This window comes from Streptomyces polygonati (genome assembly GCF_042650325.1).
Taxonomy (GTDB): domain Bacteria; phylum Actinomycetota; class Actinomycetes; order Streptomycetales; family Streptomycetaceae; genus Actinacidiphila; species Actinacidiphila polygonati.
In genome coordinates, this window is sequence record NZ_JBHSBB010000005.1 from 313,469 (window position 1) to 329,673 (window position 16,205).

The following is a 16,205-nucleotide window of genomic DNA, read 5'->3' on the forward strand; positions in this document are numbered from 1 at the left end:
CGTCGCGGCCGGTCGTACCGCGCGCCGCCCGCCACCGCGCCGCCGCCCCGCCACCACGCCGCCGCCTCGGCCCGCGCCGCCCTCTCAGACGGTGAGCACGATCTTCCCGGTCAGGTGGCCCGCCTCGCTGGCCCGCTGCGCGTCCGCCGCCCGCGCCAGCGGATAGGCGGCGTGGATCGGAAGCTCCAGCTTCCCGGCCGCGAACAGCGCGAGCACCTCCTCGTAGGCGGCCTCGCCCTGATACTCACCCGGGCCGCCGGTGGAGAAACGCACCCCGAACTCCCCCGCGGCCATGGGGTTGCCGATCTCCACCACCCGCTCCGTACCACCGGTCAGCTCGATGGACGCGGCCAGCGCCGCGGGCTGTCCCGAGGTGTCCAGTGCCGCGTCCACCCCGTCGGGGGCCACCGCCCGGACCCGCTCGGCCAGCCCGTCGCCGTAGCTGACCGGGACGGCGCCGAGGTCGCGCAGATGCTGGTGGTTGCCTTCGCTCGCGGTGCCGATGACCTTCACACCGCGGGCGACGGCCAGCTGGACGGTGACCGTGCCGACGCCGCCGGCCGCGCCGTGGATCAGCAGCGTCTCGCCGGTCCGTACGCCGAGCAGTCCGAGGGTCCGGTAGGAGGTCTCGGCGGCGACCGGGATGGCCGCGGCCTGCTCCCAGCCGAGGGTGTCCGGCTTCAGGGTCAGCATCGAGGCGTCGGCCACGGCCTGCTCGGCGTAGGCGCCGGTGACCGTACGGCCGAAGACCTCGTCGCCGACGACGAGACCGGCGACGTCCTCCCCCACCGCCTCGATCACCCCGGAGGCCTCGGCGCCGGGGACGTGCGGAAGCTCGACGGGGAAGGCGTCCTTCATGAGACCCGCCCGCATCTTGTGGTCGAGCGGGTTGACACCTGCCGCGCGCACGGCGATCCGCACCTGGCCGGGGCCCGGCTGCGGCAGTTCGGTGTCCTGGAGGCGCAGTACGTCGGCTGAGCCGTACTCGGCGAAGGCGATGGACTTGGTCATGGGCTTCTCACGATCTTCGAGGAAGGGGCTGGGCATCCTGAACATTCTGAAAGGTACGAAAAGTCCGGAGGATCCGAACGGTGGAGCGGTCCGGACGGGCGTACGTCTTCCAGCATGTCCGGACCGGCCCCGCTACCCGGCCCGCCCTTCGGACGGTTCCGCCCGCCCGATCGGACAGTCCACTCACCTCCTGGCCGCCGTACGGTGGGGGCATGCCGATGAATCCGCCGCCGAACGGGTGGGACCGCCCCGAGCAGGCCCTGTCCCGGGCCATGGAAGTGCTGTCCGCGCCGCTGGGCGACACCATGGGGCGGCTGTCCGCCGCGCTGGCCGAGCTGGTGCCGCATCTGGCGCTGGCCCGGATGAGCGCCGTGTGCGCCTTCACCCCGACCCAGTTCGCCGGGGACGAGTCGGTCACGGCCCGGATCGCCGGTACGGAACTGGGCTCGGTGGCCGTGCGGGTGGAGGCGGGCCGCCCCTGGCAGGGCGAGGCGGAGCTGGGCGGCGTGCCGTACCCGGTGCTGGCGGTGGCCTCGGCGCCGGACGGACTGCCGGAGGCGGGCGCGCTGCTGGTGGTGGTCCGCACCTCCGGCGAGCCGCTGCCGGAGCCGGTCGCCGGGGTGGTCCAGGGGCTGTGGGACCTGGTGACCGTGCACACCGCGCGCCGAACCTCCGACGCGGAGCCGGCGCAGGCCGCGGTCTCCCGGGCGGCGGCCAGTGCCAGGGCGCGGGCCATCGCCGAGCTGACCGACGCCCACTCCACCGCGCTGTTCTCGATCCTGGGCACCTTGCGGGCGGTCGCGCTGGACGACGCGGCGGCCCGGCGCGGCGCGGTGGACCTCGCGGTCACCGCCCTGGTCCGGCTGCGGGCGGGGGTGGAGCTGGACCGGGAGCTGAGCGAGGAGCCGGCCGACGCGGCCTTCGGGCGGCTGACCGACGAGTTGCGCCCCCTGCTGCGGCACAGCCCGGTGACGCTGGATCTGCGGCCGCCCGATTCGCGCCGCACGCTGCCCGCCGACGTGGCGCACGCCGCCCGGGCCGCGGTGCGCGTCGCGGTACTGGCCATGCTCGAACAGGGCGCGGAGCTGCGGCGGTTGCACATCGGCTGGCAGGTCGCCGAGGACGCCGGGGACATCGGCGCGCTGCGGGTCGTGGTGCGTGACGACGGCCCCGGGCGGCTCACCCCGGAGGCCCTGTCGGCGCACCGGATCACCGACCGGCTGGCCGCGCTCGACGGCCACCTCGTGCTGGACGCGCTGGACGGCTGGGGCACCACCGTCACCGTCACCCTCCCGCTCGACACGCCGGAGGCCGCCCGGCCCGCCGCCGCCGACCCGCTGGAGACCCTCCACCCGCGCGAGCGCGAGGTGCTCCAGCAGCTCACCCTGGGCCGACGCAACCGGGAGATCGCCCAGGCCCTGCACATCAGCGAGTCCACGGTGAAGTTCCATGTGGCCAACATCCTGGGCAAGTTGGGCGCCGGGTCGCGCGGCGAGGCGGTGGCCCTGGCGCACCGGGCGGGCCCGGCCCCGGTCCGGCCGGTACGCGCGGTGACCGGCTGACCGGCTGACCGGGGCAGGTTACGCGGCCATCGCCTCGTGACCCCGGGCCCGGACGGCTTGAGCGGCCTGGACAGCCTGGACGCCCTGGACGGGGTGCAGGCTCTGGACGGTGGCGGCGACCGGGCCGCCGGCGCCGGCGCCTGACCCGGCACCGGACCTGGCACCGGCGAAGACCACCAGCCGCAGCAGCAGGAAGCGGCCCACACCGGCCAGGCCGGACGCGGCGAGATAGACGCCCTGCCGCAGCAGCGCCCCCGAGTGCGGGTGGAGCGTGTCGAAGGCGAGCAGCGCGCCGGTGGTGAAGAGGTACGAGATCAGCACGGTGAGCCCGCTGGCGCCGTGGTCGCTCCAGCCGGCCGCGCCCCGGTGGAAGGTGAAGCGGCAGTGCAGCTCGGTGGCGAGCAGGGTGGTCGCGACGGTGACCCCCGCGTTGCCGGCGGCCAGCGGTATTCGGTCGCCGATCAGCAGCAGGGCGCCGCTTCCGAGCAGCGTCACCCCGCCGCCGAAGACGACGAAGCGGGCGAACGCCAGGACCGCGGCCGTGGACCCGTGCTGTGATCCGCTGCCCGCGATCGTGACGGCCATCGTCGACTCCTCTGTCAGGGCTGGTCGTTGGGCGGCCGTCGGCCGGCCGCCCGGTGTACGACCGACTCTTCCGTATCGCCTTCGGCCGTCCCATCCGGGGTGTCCCCCATCGCGGGTGGGGGTACCCCCACCCGCGATGGGGGACACCCCTGGGGGACCGAGGTGCGGAGTTCCGACCCTTTCGATGAGCCGACCGCATGACCATACGATGTATGAGAAGGCCATACGGACACGAAGCCATTGTTTATAAGGCGGTGGCGCACATCACCCTTGCTTTGCGCCAGCTTTTGTCCGTTTAGCACCTATGTTCCCGCTAAGCGGATTTGCACCCGACCCGCCCGTCGTGCGACAGTCGGTGTCAACGGCCGCCACGACCCGGGCTCGGCCGTTCCGCAGACGCCGCGGCACACCCCCTGCTTCGCGGCGGTTCCGAAGAGGCCCTTCCGCTGTCACCCCCCGGACGCGGAGGGCCTCTTCTGTGTCCGCGACGTCCCTCGCGGGGCGTCCGGCGGGGGACTAGCGGTCCACGACCCGCAATTCGAACCAGGTCGTCTTGCCGCGGGCCTGGAGATCGACGCCCCAGCGGTCCGCCAGCTTGTCCACCAGGAAGAGCCCGCGGCCGCTGGTGTCCATCGGGCGCACCGGCATCAGGCACGGTAACGACCTGGACGGATCGCGTACTTCCACCCGGACCCAGCCGCGCCGCCGGTGCATCCGCAGCCCGAAGGTCCGCGCGCCGGTGTGCCGGACCGCGTTGCCCACCAGCTCCGACACCAGCAGCTCGACAGTGTCGGCGAGCTGCGGAAGGCCCCACAGCCGGACCACGGACAGCGACAACCGCCGTGCGGTGGAGGCCGATTCGGGGCGCGAGGTCAGATGGACCTCGCGGACCGACGGGTCGCCCAGCAGATCCAGGGCCTTGGCGGCCACATCGTCGGTGAGCACCGGCGATCGGTCCGCCGCGGCGTCCGCTGCTTGCGGCTGTTCGGCTCCACCCCGTCCCGGCATTCCTTCATGATGGCCGCAACGGAGCGCGTACGGAGGGCAACCCACGGAATTCATCACCTGGAATCATCCGTTCCGTCCCCGGGGCGCGGCCCCGCCGGGCTCAGCGGAACTCGGCCTTCCCCGGTCCGTCCTCGACGAAGCTGCGCATCCCGATCTCCCGGTCGGCGGTGGCGAACAGCCCTGCGAACAGGCCCCGTTCGATCGCCAGCCCGGTGTCCAGGTCCGTCTCCAGGCCGGCGTCCACCGCCTCCTTGGCGGCCCGCAGCGCGTACGCGGGACCCCGGGCCAGCCGCTCGGCCCAGGCGCGCGCCTGCCCGTAGACCTCCTCGGCCGGGACCACCCGGTCCACCAGCCCGATGTCCAGTGCCTCCGGGGCCTTCACCATCCGCCCGGTGAAGATCAGGTCCTTGGCCCGGGCCGGGCCGACCAGCCGGGCCAGCCGCTGGGTGCCGCCCGCGCCCGGGATCAGGCCGAGCAGGATCTCCGGCTGGCCCAAGGTGGCGTCCTGCGCCGCGATCCTGATGTCCGCGCAGAGCGCCAGCTCGCAACCCCCGCCCAGCGCGTAGCCGTTGACCGCCGCCACCACCGGCTTGGGGATGCGGGCCACCGCGGTGAAGGCGTCCTGGAGGCCGCGCGAGCGGTCCACCATGTCCTCGTAGGACATGGCCCGCATCTCCTTGATGTCCGCGCCCGCCGCGAACACCTTCGCACCGCCCCACACCACCACGGCCCGTACGTCGGCCCGCCGGCCCGCCTCCTCGGCGAGTTCCTTCAGCCGGTCCTGGGTGGCGGCGTCCAGGGCGTTCATCGGTGGCCGGTCCAGCCGGATGGTGCCGACGGCGGCGTCGACTTCGAGGGTCACAGTCATGAACCGGAGCGTACGACGAACGGCCCGCGCCCTGCGAGCAGGGCACGGGCCGTCAGGTGTCGGCCACGCGGTCGGTCGCGCGGTCGGCGGTGAGCCCGGCTACGCGTTCCACTGGCTCCAGGAGAGGTTCCAGCCGTTGAGCCCGTTGTACCACTGGACCGTCTGGTCATGGGAGTTGACGACCTGCACCACATCACCGAGCAGCGAGTGGTCGTAGAACCAGGCGGCCGGCGTGGCCGGGTTGCCCGCGCCGCGCACATCGTGCAGTCCGACGCAGCCGTGGCTGGTGTTGCTGTTGCCGAACACCGAGGGCGCGGCCCAGTAGTTGCCGTGGATGAAGGTGCCGGAGTTGGTCAGCCGCATCGCGTGCGGCACGTCCGGGATGTCGTACTCACCGCCGAAGCCGACGGTGTCTCCGTTCATCCGGGTCTTGATGTACTTCTCGGAGATCACCATCTTGCCGTTGTACGTGGTGTGGTCCGGCGCGCCCGAGGAGATCGGGATGGTCTTGATCGCCTGGTTGTCCTTGTACACCGTCATCGAGTGCTTGGCCGCGTCCACGACGCTGACCTGGCGGCGGCCGATGGTGAAGTGCACCGACTTGTGCTGCTTGCCGTAGACGCCCGGGGCGCCTTCGACACCGTTGAGGTTCAGGTTCAAGGTGACCTTGGTACCGGCCGCCCAGTAGTCCTGCGGGCGGATGTAGACGTCCTGGTCGCCGTTCCACTTCGCGGCGACCGGCACGGACGGCGAGGCGGTGACGGTCAGTCCGCCCTCGACCGCCTTCTTGTCGGTGATCGGCCGGTTGAAGTGGAGGTAGACCTCCATGCCGACACCGACGGTGGAGCCGTCCTCCGGGGTGAAGAAGCCGACGAAGGTGTCCTTGGGGACGACCGTGGAGAACGTCGCGTGCTTGTCGGACTCGCGGCCGGACGGGTCCTTGGCCACCGCGTCCACCGTGTACTCGGTGGAGGTGTTCAGATGGTCGGACGGTGCCCAGCCCAGTCCGTCGGCGGATATGTTCCCCGGCACCGGCGTGCCCTTGTCGTCCTTGACGACGACGGACGAGAGCTTGCCGCCCGCCGCGGAGACCTTCAGCGTTCCCGTGGTGGCGACATCGCTCGCGCCGTCCTTGGGAAATATCGAGACGACCGCGGTCGACACCTTGGTGTCGGTGGTGCTGGTCGTCCCCCCGGCCGGCTTGCCGTCGACGCTCGCGCTGTCGGCCTTGCCGCCCGAGTCGGGACCGCACGCGGTCGCCAGCAGCATCACCGCACCGAGCGCCAGTGCCGCCAGGCTCGTCCTGGTACCCGGCGCCCCACCTATCGGCTTCACTTCTCGACTCCCCTGGTCCTTCGGCTGGTCCCTGAGCGCCCGAAACGCCCGGACTTCCCCCACGAGCGAAAGATAACCACACCCACCCCATCGTCCGTGCCCGCGGATTGTCACCGTTCCGTCCCAGTTGCTCGGGCGTCATCTCCTGGTCGGCGTCCGCGGACCGGCCGGACCCGGGCAGGCCGGGCGGGTCGTGCCGCTCAGCCCCGGCGCCCCGCTCACCGCAGCGCCGATCCCGAACGCCAGGCGCTCCAGCCCAGATTCCAGCCGCCCATCCCGTTCCCGGCGGCGACCGTGCGGTCGTCGGAGCCGGTCACCGTGATCACGTCCCCGACCATCGACCGGTCGAAGAACCAGCCCGCCGGGGTCCGCCCGCCGAACACCCGGTCCGGATCGTCCGGGTCGTCCTGCCCGGCCGCCTCCCCCGGGTCCCGGACGTCGCGCAGCCCGATGCAGCCGTGGCTGACGTTGTCGGTGCCGAAGACGTCGGGCGGGGACCAGTAGTTGCCGTGCACGAAGGTGCCGGAGTCGGTCAGCCGCATCGCGTGCGGCACGTCCGGGATGTCGTACTCACCGCCGAAGCCGACCGTCCGGCCGTTCATCCGGGTCCTGGCGTACTTCTCGGAGATGACCATGATCCCGTTGTACGTGGTGTGGTCCGGCGCGCCCGCGGTCATCGGGAGTGTCCGCAGCAGCTGGCCGTCGCGGCGGACGGTCAGCGTGTGGCTGGCCGCGTCGGCGGTGCTGCGCTGGTCGCGGCCGATGGTGAAGGTGACGTCCTTGGACTGACCGCCGTAGGTGTTGGGGGCTCCCCGGACGCCCCGCAGCCGCAGATGGAGGGTGACGCGGCTGCCCGGCCGCCAGTAGTCGGCCGGGCGCAGGTCGAGCCGCCGGGAGCCGAACCAGTGCCCGGCGACCGTGACTGCGGGGCGCGCGGTGACCGTGATGCGCCGCTCCACCGCGGCCCGGTCGGTGATGGTCCGGTTGAAGCGCAGGGACAGGATCATCCCGGTGCCGACGACCGAGCCGGCCTCCGGGGTGAAGAAGCCGATGAAGCCGTCGCGCGGCGGCGCGGTCCCGCGCGCCACCCGGTCGTCCTTGGCGTCGTGGCCGCCGAGGCCCACCCCGCATCCGACCAGCAGCGACGCGGCCGCCGCGAGCGCCATGAGCCGCCGCGCGGCGGCGCCGAGCGCCCGCCGCCCCGCGTCCGCCGTCCTGTCTGCCACCACTGTCGTCACGCCCGGTCAACGAGGCAGCGCCCACCGGGAAACGCGCAGCTCCGACCGGCTCGCGGGGTGACACTCAACCCCCAGGTGGGAATGATGACGGCAGGGACACGGTCGACCGCCGGGCACGGGACGCCTGGACGGACGCACGGCCGTGTCTGAGCCGTGGGAGGAAACACGTGTCCGAGACACGCGCGTTCGGCCTGGCCGGTCCGGAGCGGGACATCGCCGGACCGGCCGGGACCGTCTTCCGGCCCGCCCCGGTCCCGCCGCCGCGCCCCTGCGGCACCCTTGAGCCCGAAGCCGCCGCGGAGTCGTCCGCGGGCACCGCCGGGAGCGCGGCACCCGCCCCGATGACCGTGTGGCCCGGCACCCCGGAGCCGCTCGGCGCCCGTTTCCGTACCGGCTCCGCGCAGGGCACCGGCACCAACTTCGCGCTGTGGGCGCGCGGCGCCGAATCCGTCGAGCTGTGCCTGTTCGACGCGGACGGCACCGAGACCCGGGCGCCGCTGGCCGAGCTGACGCACGAGGTCTGGCACGGCTTCGTCCCCGGCGTGCTGCCGGGGCAGCGCTACGGCTTCCGGGTCGGCGGCCGCTGGGACCCGTGGACCGGCGCCCGCTGGAATCCGGCGAAGCTGCTGCTGGACCCCTACGCGCGGGCGGTGGACGGCGACTTCACCCTCGCCCCGGAGCTGTACGGACATGTGCACGACTGGCCGGAGCGCGAGGTCTCCGACACCGTGCGCGACAACCGGGACTCCGCGCCGCACGTCCCCAAGGGCGTGGTCGTCGACGATGACGACGACTGGGAGGACGACCGGCGGCCCAAGACGCCGTGGTCGGACTCGGTGATCTACGAACTGCACGTACGCGGCTTCACCAAGACCCACCCCGGGGTGCCGCCCGAGCTGCGCGGTACGTACGCCGGGCTCGCCCATCCGGCGGCGATCGAGCATCTGACCCGGCTCGGGGTGACCGCGGTCGAGCTGCTGCCGGTGCACCACTTCGCGCACGAGGAGCATCTGGAGCGGCGCGGCCTGCGCAACTACTGGGGCTACAACTCGATCGGCTACTTCGCGCCGCACTCGGCCTACAGCGCCAGCGGCAGCCGCGGCGAGCAGGTCGGCGAGTTCAAGCGGATGGTGCGGGCGCTGCACGCGGCCGGCATCGAGGTGATCCTCGACGTGGTCTACAACCACACCGCGGAGGGCGGCCAGCACGGCCCCACCCTGTCGCTGCGCGGCATCGACAACCGCGGCTACTACCGGCTGGGCGACGACCCGCGCGGCTACACCGACTACACCGGGTGCGGCAACACCCTCAACGTCGTCCAGCCGCACGTGCTGCGGCTGATCACCGACTCGCTGCGCTACTGGGTGACCGAGATGGGCGTGGACGGCTTCCGCTTCGACCTGGCGTCGGCGCTGGCCCGCGCGATGCACGACGTGGACATGCTGTCCCCCTTCCTCGCGGTGATCGCCCAGGACCCGGTGCTGCGCCGGGTCAAGCTGATCGCCGAGCCGTGGGACGTCGGCACCGGCGGCTATCAGGTCGGCGCCTTCCCGCCGCTGTGGGCGGAGTGGAACGACCGCTTCCGCGACACCGTGCGCGACTTCTGGCGCGGCGCGGCGGCCGATGTGCGCGACCTCGGCTACCGGCTGTCCGGCTCCAGCGACCTGTACGACTGGGGCGGGCGGCGGCCGTACGCCTCGGTGAACTTCGTCACCGCGCACGACGGTTTCACCCTGCGCGACCTGGTCTCGTACAACAGCAAGCACAACGAGGCCAACGGCGAGGACGGGCGGGACGGCACCGACGACAACCGGTCCTGGAACTGCGGCGAGGAGGGCCCGTCGAGCGATCCGGCGATCCTGGCGCTGCGCCGCCGCCAGATACGCAACCTGCTGGTGACGCTGCTGCTGTCCACCGGGGTGCCGATGCTGGTGGCCGGCGACGAGATGGGCCGCACCCAGGGCGGCAACAACAACGCGTACTGCCAGGACAATCCGGTCAGCTGGGTGGACTGGTCGCTGCTGGACGATCCCGGCTGGCGTTCGATCCGGGACACCGCGGCCCGGCTGATCGCGCTGCGCCACGCCCATCCGGTGCTGCGGCGCGGCGGCTTCTTCTCCGGCCTGGCCAGCATCCCCGAGGGGCTGCGCGATGTGGCGTGGTTCCAGTCCGGCGGCGCGGAGATGACCGAGCAGGACTGGTACGCGCCCTCCTCGACGCTCGGCATGTATCTGTCCGGCCAGGACATCCCCCAACGCGGCTCGCGGGGTGAGCCGTTGGTGGACGACAGCTTTCTGCTGATCGTGCACGCGGACCACCGGCCGGTGGACTTCCGGCTGCCGGCGGAGCCCTGGGCGCGGTCGTACGAACTGGTGCTGGACACCGCCGAGGAGGACGCGGTGCCGGACCCGGCCGCCGGAGAGGCGGCCGTGACCGCCGGCGGGTCAGCCGCCGACCGCACCGCCGAACCCGTCGCCGCGGGGACGCTGATACGGGTGGGCGCGCGGTCGGTGCGGCTGTACCGGGCGCTGCGGATGTGACGGCGCGGCCCCGCTCGGCGCCGTGGCGCGCTCAGCGCGGCCGTCCGCTGTGACCTGGCTGGACTCCGCCGAGTGGTCCAGTCCATTCTGGTCCGGTGACCTCTTCAGCGCCCCGCTCCGACCGTCCGGCCGACCCCGCCGCCGAGGTCGCCCCAGGGCTCGGCGGCGGGTTCGGCCCGGGGCAGGGCCCGCACCCGGTCTCCCCGCTCGGGGACCGGCTGTGGTCCGCTGACTTCCGGCTCTATTTCACCGCCCGCTCGGTGGCCATGCTCGGCGACACGATGCTGCCGGTGGCGCTGTCCGCCGGTCTGCTCTCCTACGGCTACTCCGTCGGCGACATCGGCCTGGTGATGGCCGCCACCACCGCCTGCTTCGCCGGCCTGGTCATCCTGGGCGGGGTGCTGGCCGACCGCTTCAACGTCCGGGCGCAGATGATCACCGCCGATCTGGTCCGGGTCTGCTCGCAGTCGACCGCCGCCTTCCTCTTCCTCACCCACCGGGTGCGGCTGTGGGAAGTGGTGGTGATCGCGGTGGTCAACGGCACCGCGGCGGCGATGTTCCAGCCGGGCGTGGCCAGTACGCTCGTCCGGGTCGCCGCCGATGTGCAGGGCGCGAACGCGGTGACGCGCACCGCGGAGTCGGTGGCGAGCCTGGCCGGCCCGGCCCTCGCCGGTGTGCTGGTCGGCTTCGCCTCCCCCGGCGTGGTGTTCGCCGTCCACGCCTCCACGTATCTGACCAGCGCGGTGTGCCTGATCCTGCTGCGGCTGCGCCCGGTCCCGCCCCGGCTGTCCTCGGCGGCCGTCTCCTTCCGGGCCGATCTCGCCGAGGGCTGGCGGGAGTTCAGGTCCCGGACCTGGATGTGGTCGGTGATCGTGGTGTGGATGGTCTTCATGGTCTGCGTGATCGGCCCGTACACCCCGCTGGCCGCCGGCCGGATCATCCCCGAGCACGGCGCGGGCGCCTACGGCCTGGTGAACTCCGCGCTCGGCGGCGGCACCGCCGTGGGCGCGCTGTTCGCCCTGCGGATACGCGCCGCCCACCCGCTGCGCGCCGGGTCGCTGGCACTGTTCGTCACCGCGCTGATGCCGGCCTCGGTGGGCCTGGACCTGCCGGTCGCCGCGATCTGCGGCTGCGTCTTCGTGGCCGGCATGGGCACCGCCTACTGGGGCGTCAACTGGGCCACCAGCGTCCAGACCCAGGTGCCGAACGACATCCTCAACCGCATCCACGCCTACGAGGTGGCCGGTTCGGTGGCCATGGTCCCCGTCGGCCAAGCCCTGGCCGGCCCGGCCGCCTCCCTCTTCGGCGCGGGCCACGTCCTCCAGGCGGGCGGCGCGGTGGCGGTCTGCGTAGCGGTGGCACTGCTGGCGGTCCCAGCGGTACGCAATCTCCGCCGGGCCCCTGCCTAGGCCCGCGGACCGGGTGCGGTTGGGCGAGCTTGCGCGGGGTCAGGACTCGGCGAGTCGTTCCAGGAGGGTCATCGCCTCGATGACGGTTCGGCGCTCGGCTTCGGTGTAGCGGTCGTGCAGGGCGCGGGCCAGCCACTCCTCGCGGGCCTGGCGGGTGCCCTCGGCGCGTTCGCGGCCCAGGGTGGTCAGGGTGACGAGTTGGCGGCGGCCGTCGCCGGGGTCGGGGTGACGCTCGATCAGGCCGTGCTGGTCGAGGGCGGTGAGGGAGGCGGCCATCGACTGCGGGCGCACTCCTTCGGCCGCCGCCAGATCGCTGGTGGACACCGCCCCCTGGCGGCCCAGCCGGGTCAGCGCGGCCACCTGGGACGGCGTCAGTTCATCGGTGTCGGCGACCTCCCGCAGCCGGCGGCGGAGCCGGCTGAACACCACCCGTACGTCACGCGCGGCGCGAGTGGCCGACTCGGAGATGAACTCGGGGTTGTCTGCCATAATCATGACGGTAAAGCTTTCAGGCCAAACTGTCCAGCCTGGACTGTTCAGTCTGAGCTGTATATTGTTCGGCCCGGCTCGCCCGCCCGGCCCCCGTCAGACCAGGCTGTCCCGCCAGGCCTGGTGGAGCCCGGCGAAGTGGCCGTCGTCCGAGATGAGGCGGTCCGGTGTGCCGTCCTCCACGATCCGGCCGTCCCGCATCACCAGCACCCGGTCGGCGATCTCCACCGTCGACAGCCGGTGCGCGACGATCACAGCCGTACGGCCGTTGAGCACCGTCCGCATCGCGTGCTGCACGGCCCGCTCGCCGGGGACGTCCAGGGACGAGGTCGCCTCGTCCAGGATCAGCACCGCCGGGTCGGCCAGCAACGCCCGGGCGAAGGCGACGAGTTGGCGCTGCCCGGCCGAGATGCGGCCGCCGCGCTTGCGGACGTCGGTGTCGTAGCCGTCGGGCAGCGCCAGGATGAACTCGTGGGCGCCGATGGCCTTGGCGGCCTCCTCCACCTCCTCCCGGGTGGCGTCGGGCTTGCCGATGGTGATGTTGTCGGCGACGGTGCCGGAGAAGAGGAACGCCTCCTGGGTGACCATCACGACGCCCCGGCGCAGATCGGTGAGCGACAGATCGCGCAGCGGCACCCCGTCGAGCAGCACCCGGCCGTCGGTCGGGTCGTAGAAGCGGGCCAGCAGCTTGGCGAGGGTCGACTTGCCCGCCCCGGTGGCGCCGACCACCGCGACCGTCTGCCCGGCGGGCAGCCGCAGGCCGAAGGTGGGCAGCACCTCGCCGCCGGTCCGGTAGGCGAAGCGCACCGCGTCGAAGACGACCTCGCGCCCGGGCCGGCCGGCCGCGCGTTCGGGCAGCGGCACCGGGTGCTCCGGCTCCGGCACGGTCGGGCGCTGGGCGAGCAGCCCGGCGATCTTCTCCAGCGAGGCGGCGGCCGACTGGTAGGAGTTGAGGAACATGCCGAGCCGGTCGATCGGGTCGTACAGCCGGCGCAGATACAGCACGCACGCGGCCAGCACACCGAGCGCGAGTCCGCCGCCGGCCACCCGGTAGGCACCCCAGAGCACGATCGCGGCGATGGTGACGTTGGCGATCAGCCGGGACCCGACGACATAGCGGGCCATCTCCAGGATCGCGTCGCCGTTGGCCCGCTCGTGCCGGCGGTTCAGCTCCTGGAAGGCCGCGTCGTTGGGCTCCTCGCGGCGGAAGGCCTTGACCGGGCGGATGCCGTTCATCGTCTCGGTGAACTTCACGATGACGGCCGCGACCGCGGTGGAGCGCTTGCGGTAGGCCACCATCGAGCGGCGCTGGTAGACCCGGATGGCGACGTGGAGCGGGAGGTAGGAGACCACGGTGGCCAGGCCGAGGCGCCAGTCCAGGAAGAGCAGCAGCGCGGTGATGTAGACCGCCGAGAGGACCACGCCGATCAGCTCTTCGAGGCCGTCGGTGAGCAGTTCGCGGATCGACTCCACGTCGGAGGTGGCGCGGGCGATCAGCCGTCCCGAGGTGTAGCGCTCGTGGAAGTCCAGGCTGAGCGACTGGGCGTGCCGGAAGATCCGGCCGCGCAGGTCGATCAGCACGTCCTGGCTGATGACGGCGGCCACCCGGATGAACCAGCGCTGCAGTATCCCGGACAGCAGCCCGCAGCCGAGATAGCCGGCCGCGACGGCGATCAGCGCGCCGTGCCGGCCCTCGCGCACCTGCGGGATGGCGTGGTCGATGGCGTACGCGACGAGCAGCGGTCCGGCCTGCACGGCGGCCTGCTGGATCAGCAGCAGTACGGCGGCGAGCCACAGCCGCCGGGTGTGCGCGTGCAGCAGGGAGCGCAGCAGGGCGCGCTGGGCGTTCTTCGGGGCGGGCAGGACGTCCTTGTCGAAGGGGTCGGCCGGGGCGAGGGCGCCGGCGCCGCCGGGCTGTCCTTCGGGGCCCGCGCCCCGGGCCGCCGGGTCCTCCGGTTCGGTGGCGGTGGATGGTGCCGCGGACGTCATCGGGCGTCGCTCCTCTGCAGCGCTGGGGCGGTGTCGGTGTCGGCGGCCGGGAGGCCGGCGGCGTCCCGGCCGGGGGCCTCGCCTGCGGCTTCGGCAGGGGCGCCGTGCGGGGAGCGCGGGGCGGACGGCGGGGCGGCGCCGGTCGCCTCCTCCTCGCCGGACATCAGGTGGCGGTACTCCGCGTTGTCCCGCAGCAGTTCCGGATGGGTGCCGACCGCGGCGATCCGGCCGCCGGTCAGCAGGGCCACCCGGTCGGCGAGCAGCACGGTCGAGGGCCGGTGGGCGACGACCAGCGCGGTGGTCTCCCGCAGCACGTCCCGCAGCGCCGCCTCGACCAGGGCCTCGGTGTGCACGTCGAGCGCGGACAGCGGGTCGTCCAGCACCAGGAACCGCGGCTTTCCGACCACCGCGCGGGCCAGCGCGAGGCGCTGCCGCTGCCCGCCGGACAGGCTCAGCCCCTGCTCGCCGACCTGGGTGTCCAGGCCCTCGGGCAGTCCCGCCACGAAGTCGCACTGGGCGACGGCCAGCGCCCGCCGTACGTCCTGCTCGCTGGCGCCGTCCGGCCCGGCGCCCATCTCCACGTTCTCCCGCACGGTCGCGGAGAACAGCGTCGGCTCCTCGAAGGCGACGGCGACCAGTTCGCGCAGCCGGGCGACCGGCAGTTCAGCGATGTCGGCGCCGTCCAGGGTGATCCGGCCGCCGGTGGCCCGGTGCAGCCGGGGCAGCAGCGCGGTGAGCGTGGTCTTGCCGCTGCCGGTGGCGCCGACCAGGGCCATCGTCTCGCCGGGGCGGATGTGCAGATCGACGCCGGCCAGCAGCTCCGGGCTGTCGTCGGGGGCGTCGGGATAGCGGAAGCGGACGCCCTCCAGCCGTACGCCGTCGGCGACCGGCGGGGTGTCCTGTCCCGAGGTCTCCGCCTCGGGCGCGTCCATCGCCTCGAAGTAGCGGTCGGCGGCGGTGGCCGCCTCGTTGCTCATCGCCAGCAGGAAGCCGATGGACTCCACCGGCCAGCGCAGCGCCAGCGCGGTGGACAGGAAGGCCACCAGGGTGCCGGCCGACAGCTTGCCGTCGGAGACCTGGAGCACCCCGACCAGCAGGGAGGCGCCGATCGCCAGTTCGGGCAGCGTCATGATGACCGCCCAGAGGTCGGACAGCAGCCGGGCCTTGCGCATCTCGGTGTGCCACAGGTCCCTGGTCTTGCCGCGGAAGGCCCTGGCCTGGCTGCGGTGCCGCCCGAAGGCCTTGACGATCCGGATGCCCAGCACCGATTCCTCGACCAGGGTGGCCAGGTCGCCGGCCTGGTCCTGGGATCTGCGGGAGGCCAGCGCGTAACGCGACTCGAAGTACGAGCAGAGGACCACCAGCGGCACGGCGGGGGTGAGCAGCACCAGGCCGAGCAGCCAGGACTGGGCGAACAGGATCGCGAACCCGATGACGACGGTGGCGGTGTTGACCACCAGGAAGACCAGCGGGAAGGCCAGGAACATCCGCAGGATCTGCAGGTCCATGGTGGCCCGGGACAGCAGCTGGCCCGACGCCCAGCGGTCGTGGAAGTCCACCGGGAGCCGTTGCAGATGCCGGTAGAGGTCGGCCCGCATCCGCGCCTCGACCCCGGCCAGCGGCCGGGCCACCAGCCAGCGCCGCACTCCGAAGAGCACCGCCTCCAGCAGCCCGAGCAGCAGCACCAGGCCGCCGCCGAGCCACACCCCGCCCGGGTCGTGGTGCTGGACCGGCCCGTCGACCATCCACTTGAGCACCAGCGGGATCAGCAGCGACATCAACGACGCCACCACGGCGACCACGGCCGACACCGCCAGCAGCACCCGCAGCGGTCTCACGTACGGCCACAGCCGCAGCAGTGAGCGCAGCGAGGAGTGCGGAGGGACATCGGGCGCGGCGTCGGGTGTCGTTGCAGGCATCACCTTGTGACCCTAGGGCCCACCGGTGACAGCCCTCACCTGGTTTTCGGCCCTTTGGGTCAGCGGCTGAATCCAGCCAACCGTCCCACGTGGCGAGTTGACAGTGCCGCGGCGGCCGACCGCCGCCCCATATCGATTCGCTACCGAAAGTACCGTTTGGCGGCCTCAAAGCTTTGCCCGCGCGCAACACAGCGATCACACCCGACCGCTATGCGAACCTCACCACCCGCCCATCGAACGAGTTTCAGCCAA

The 16,205-nt window shown here is 72.8% G+C and carries 12 protein-coding genes; 3 read left to right on the top strand and 9 right to left on the bottom strand.

Going from position 1 to position 16,205, the window contains the following annotated elements; translation table 11 throughout:
- Window positions 1–84: 84 nt before the first annotated feature.
- A complete protein-coding gene (locus ACFO3J_RS04870; RefSeq protein WP_386426608.1) occupies window positions 85–1,011 on the bottom strand; it encodes an NADP-dependent oxidoreductase in 927 nt (308 codons plus the stop codon).
- A gap of 212 nt (window positions 1,012–1,223) precedes the next feature.
- Between ACFO3J_RS04870 and ACFO3J_RS04875 the strand changes: the two genes are divergently transcribed.
- Window positions 1,224–2,573, top strand: a complete 1,350-nt coding sequence (locus ACFO3J_RS04875; protein WP_386426430.1) for a LuxR C-terminal-related transcriptional regulator — start codon at window positions 1,224–1,226, stop codon at window positions 2,571–2,573.
- An 18-nt stretch (window positions 2,574–2,591) separates the two neighbouring features.
- Here the strand turns inward: ACFO3J_RS04875 and ACFO3J_RS04880 are convergent, their stop codons facing one another.
- The 5 genes from ACFO3J_RS04880 to ACFO3J_RS04900 all read right to left on the bottom strand — a co-directional run bounded on the left by ACFO3J_RS04880 (window position 2,592) and on the right by ACFO3J_RS04900 (window position 7,595).
- On the bottom strand, window positions 2,592–3,158 hold the full coding sequence (locus ACFO3J_RS04880) for a hypothetical protein (protein ID WP_386426431.1): 567 nt from the start codon (window positions 3,156–3,158) through the stop codon (window positions 2,592–2,594).
- 516 nt (window positions 3,159–3,674) lie between these two features.
- On the bottom strand, window positions 3,675–4,166 hold the full coding sequence (locus ACFO3J_RS04885; protein WP_386426433.1) for an ATP-binding protein: 492 nt from the start codon (window positions 4,164–4,166) through the stop codon (window positions 3,675–3,677).
- Window positions 4,167–4,266: 100 nt separating this feature from the next.
- Window positions 4,267–5,034: an enoyl-CoA hydratase/isomerase family protein gene (locus ACFO3J_RS04890; RefSeq protein WP_386426435.1), complete on the bottom strand. Its 768-nt coding sequence runs from the start codon at window positions 5,032–5,034 to the stop codon at window positions 4,267–4,269.
- A 99-nt stretch (window positions 5,035–5,133) separates the two neighbouring features.
- Entirely contained in the window at window positions 5,134–6,303 is a 1,170-nt protein-coding gene (locus ACFO3J_RS04895) for a L,D-transpeptidase (protein ID WP_386426609.1), read from the bottom strand.
- A gap of 284 nt (window positions 6,304–6,587) precedes the next feature.
- Window positions 6,588–7,595: a L,D-transpeptidase gene (locus tag ACFO3J_RS04900; RefSeq protein ID WP_386426436.1), complete on the bottom strand. Its 1,008-nt coding sequence runs from the start codon at window positions 7,593–7,595 to the stop codon at window positions 6,588–6,590.
- Window positions 7,596–7,774: 179 nt separating this feature from the next.
- Between ACFO3J_RS04900 and glgX the strand changes: the two genes are divergently transcribed.
- Both glgX and ACFO3J_RS04910 read left to right on the top strand, forming a co-directional pair.
- Window positions 7,775–10,147, top strand: a complete 2,373-nt coding sequence (glgX, locus tag ACFO3J_RS04905; RefSeq protein ID WP_386426438.1) for a glycogen debranching protein GlgX — start codon at window positions 7,775–7,777, stop codon at window positions 10,145–10,147.
- Between the two features lie 95 nt (window positions 10,148–10,242).
- Entirely contained in the window at window positions 10,243–11,556 is a 1,314-nt protein-coding gene (locus tag ACFO3J_RS04910) for an MFS transporter (protein ID WP_386426440.1), read from the top strand.
- Window positions 11,557–11,595: 39 nt separating this feature from the next.
- On the opposite strand, the gene ACFO3J_RS04915 is transcribed toward ACFO3J_RS04910, so the two are convergent.
- The 3 genes from ACFO3J_RS04915 to ACFO3J_RS04925 form a co-directional block, all read right to left on the bottom strand.
- Window positions 11,596–12,045 (bottom strand): MarR family winged helix-turn-helix transcriptional regulator, encoded by a 450-nt coding sequence (locus ACFO3J_RS04915; protein WP_386426442.1) that lies wholly within the window; start codon window positions 12,043–12,045, stop codon window positions 11,596–11,598.
- A gap of 96 nt (window positions 12,046–12,141) precedes the next feature.
- Complete coding sequence (locus ACFO3J_RS04920) at window positions 12,142–14,034, bottom strand: ABC transporter ATP-binding protein (RefSeq protein ID WP_386426443.1); 1,893 nt, start codon at window positions 14,032–14,034, stop codon at window positions 12,142–12,144.
- A complete protein-coding gene (locus ACFO3J_RS04925; RefSeq protein ID WP_386426445.1) occupies window positions 14,031–15,953 on the bottom strand; it encodes an ABC transporter ATP-binding protein in 1,923 nt (640 codons plus the stop codon). Before ACFO3J_RS04925 ends, ACFO3J_RS04920 begins: the two co-directional genes overlap by 4 nt.
- Window positions 15,954–16,205 lie beyond the last annotated feature (252 nt).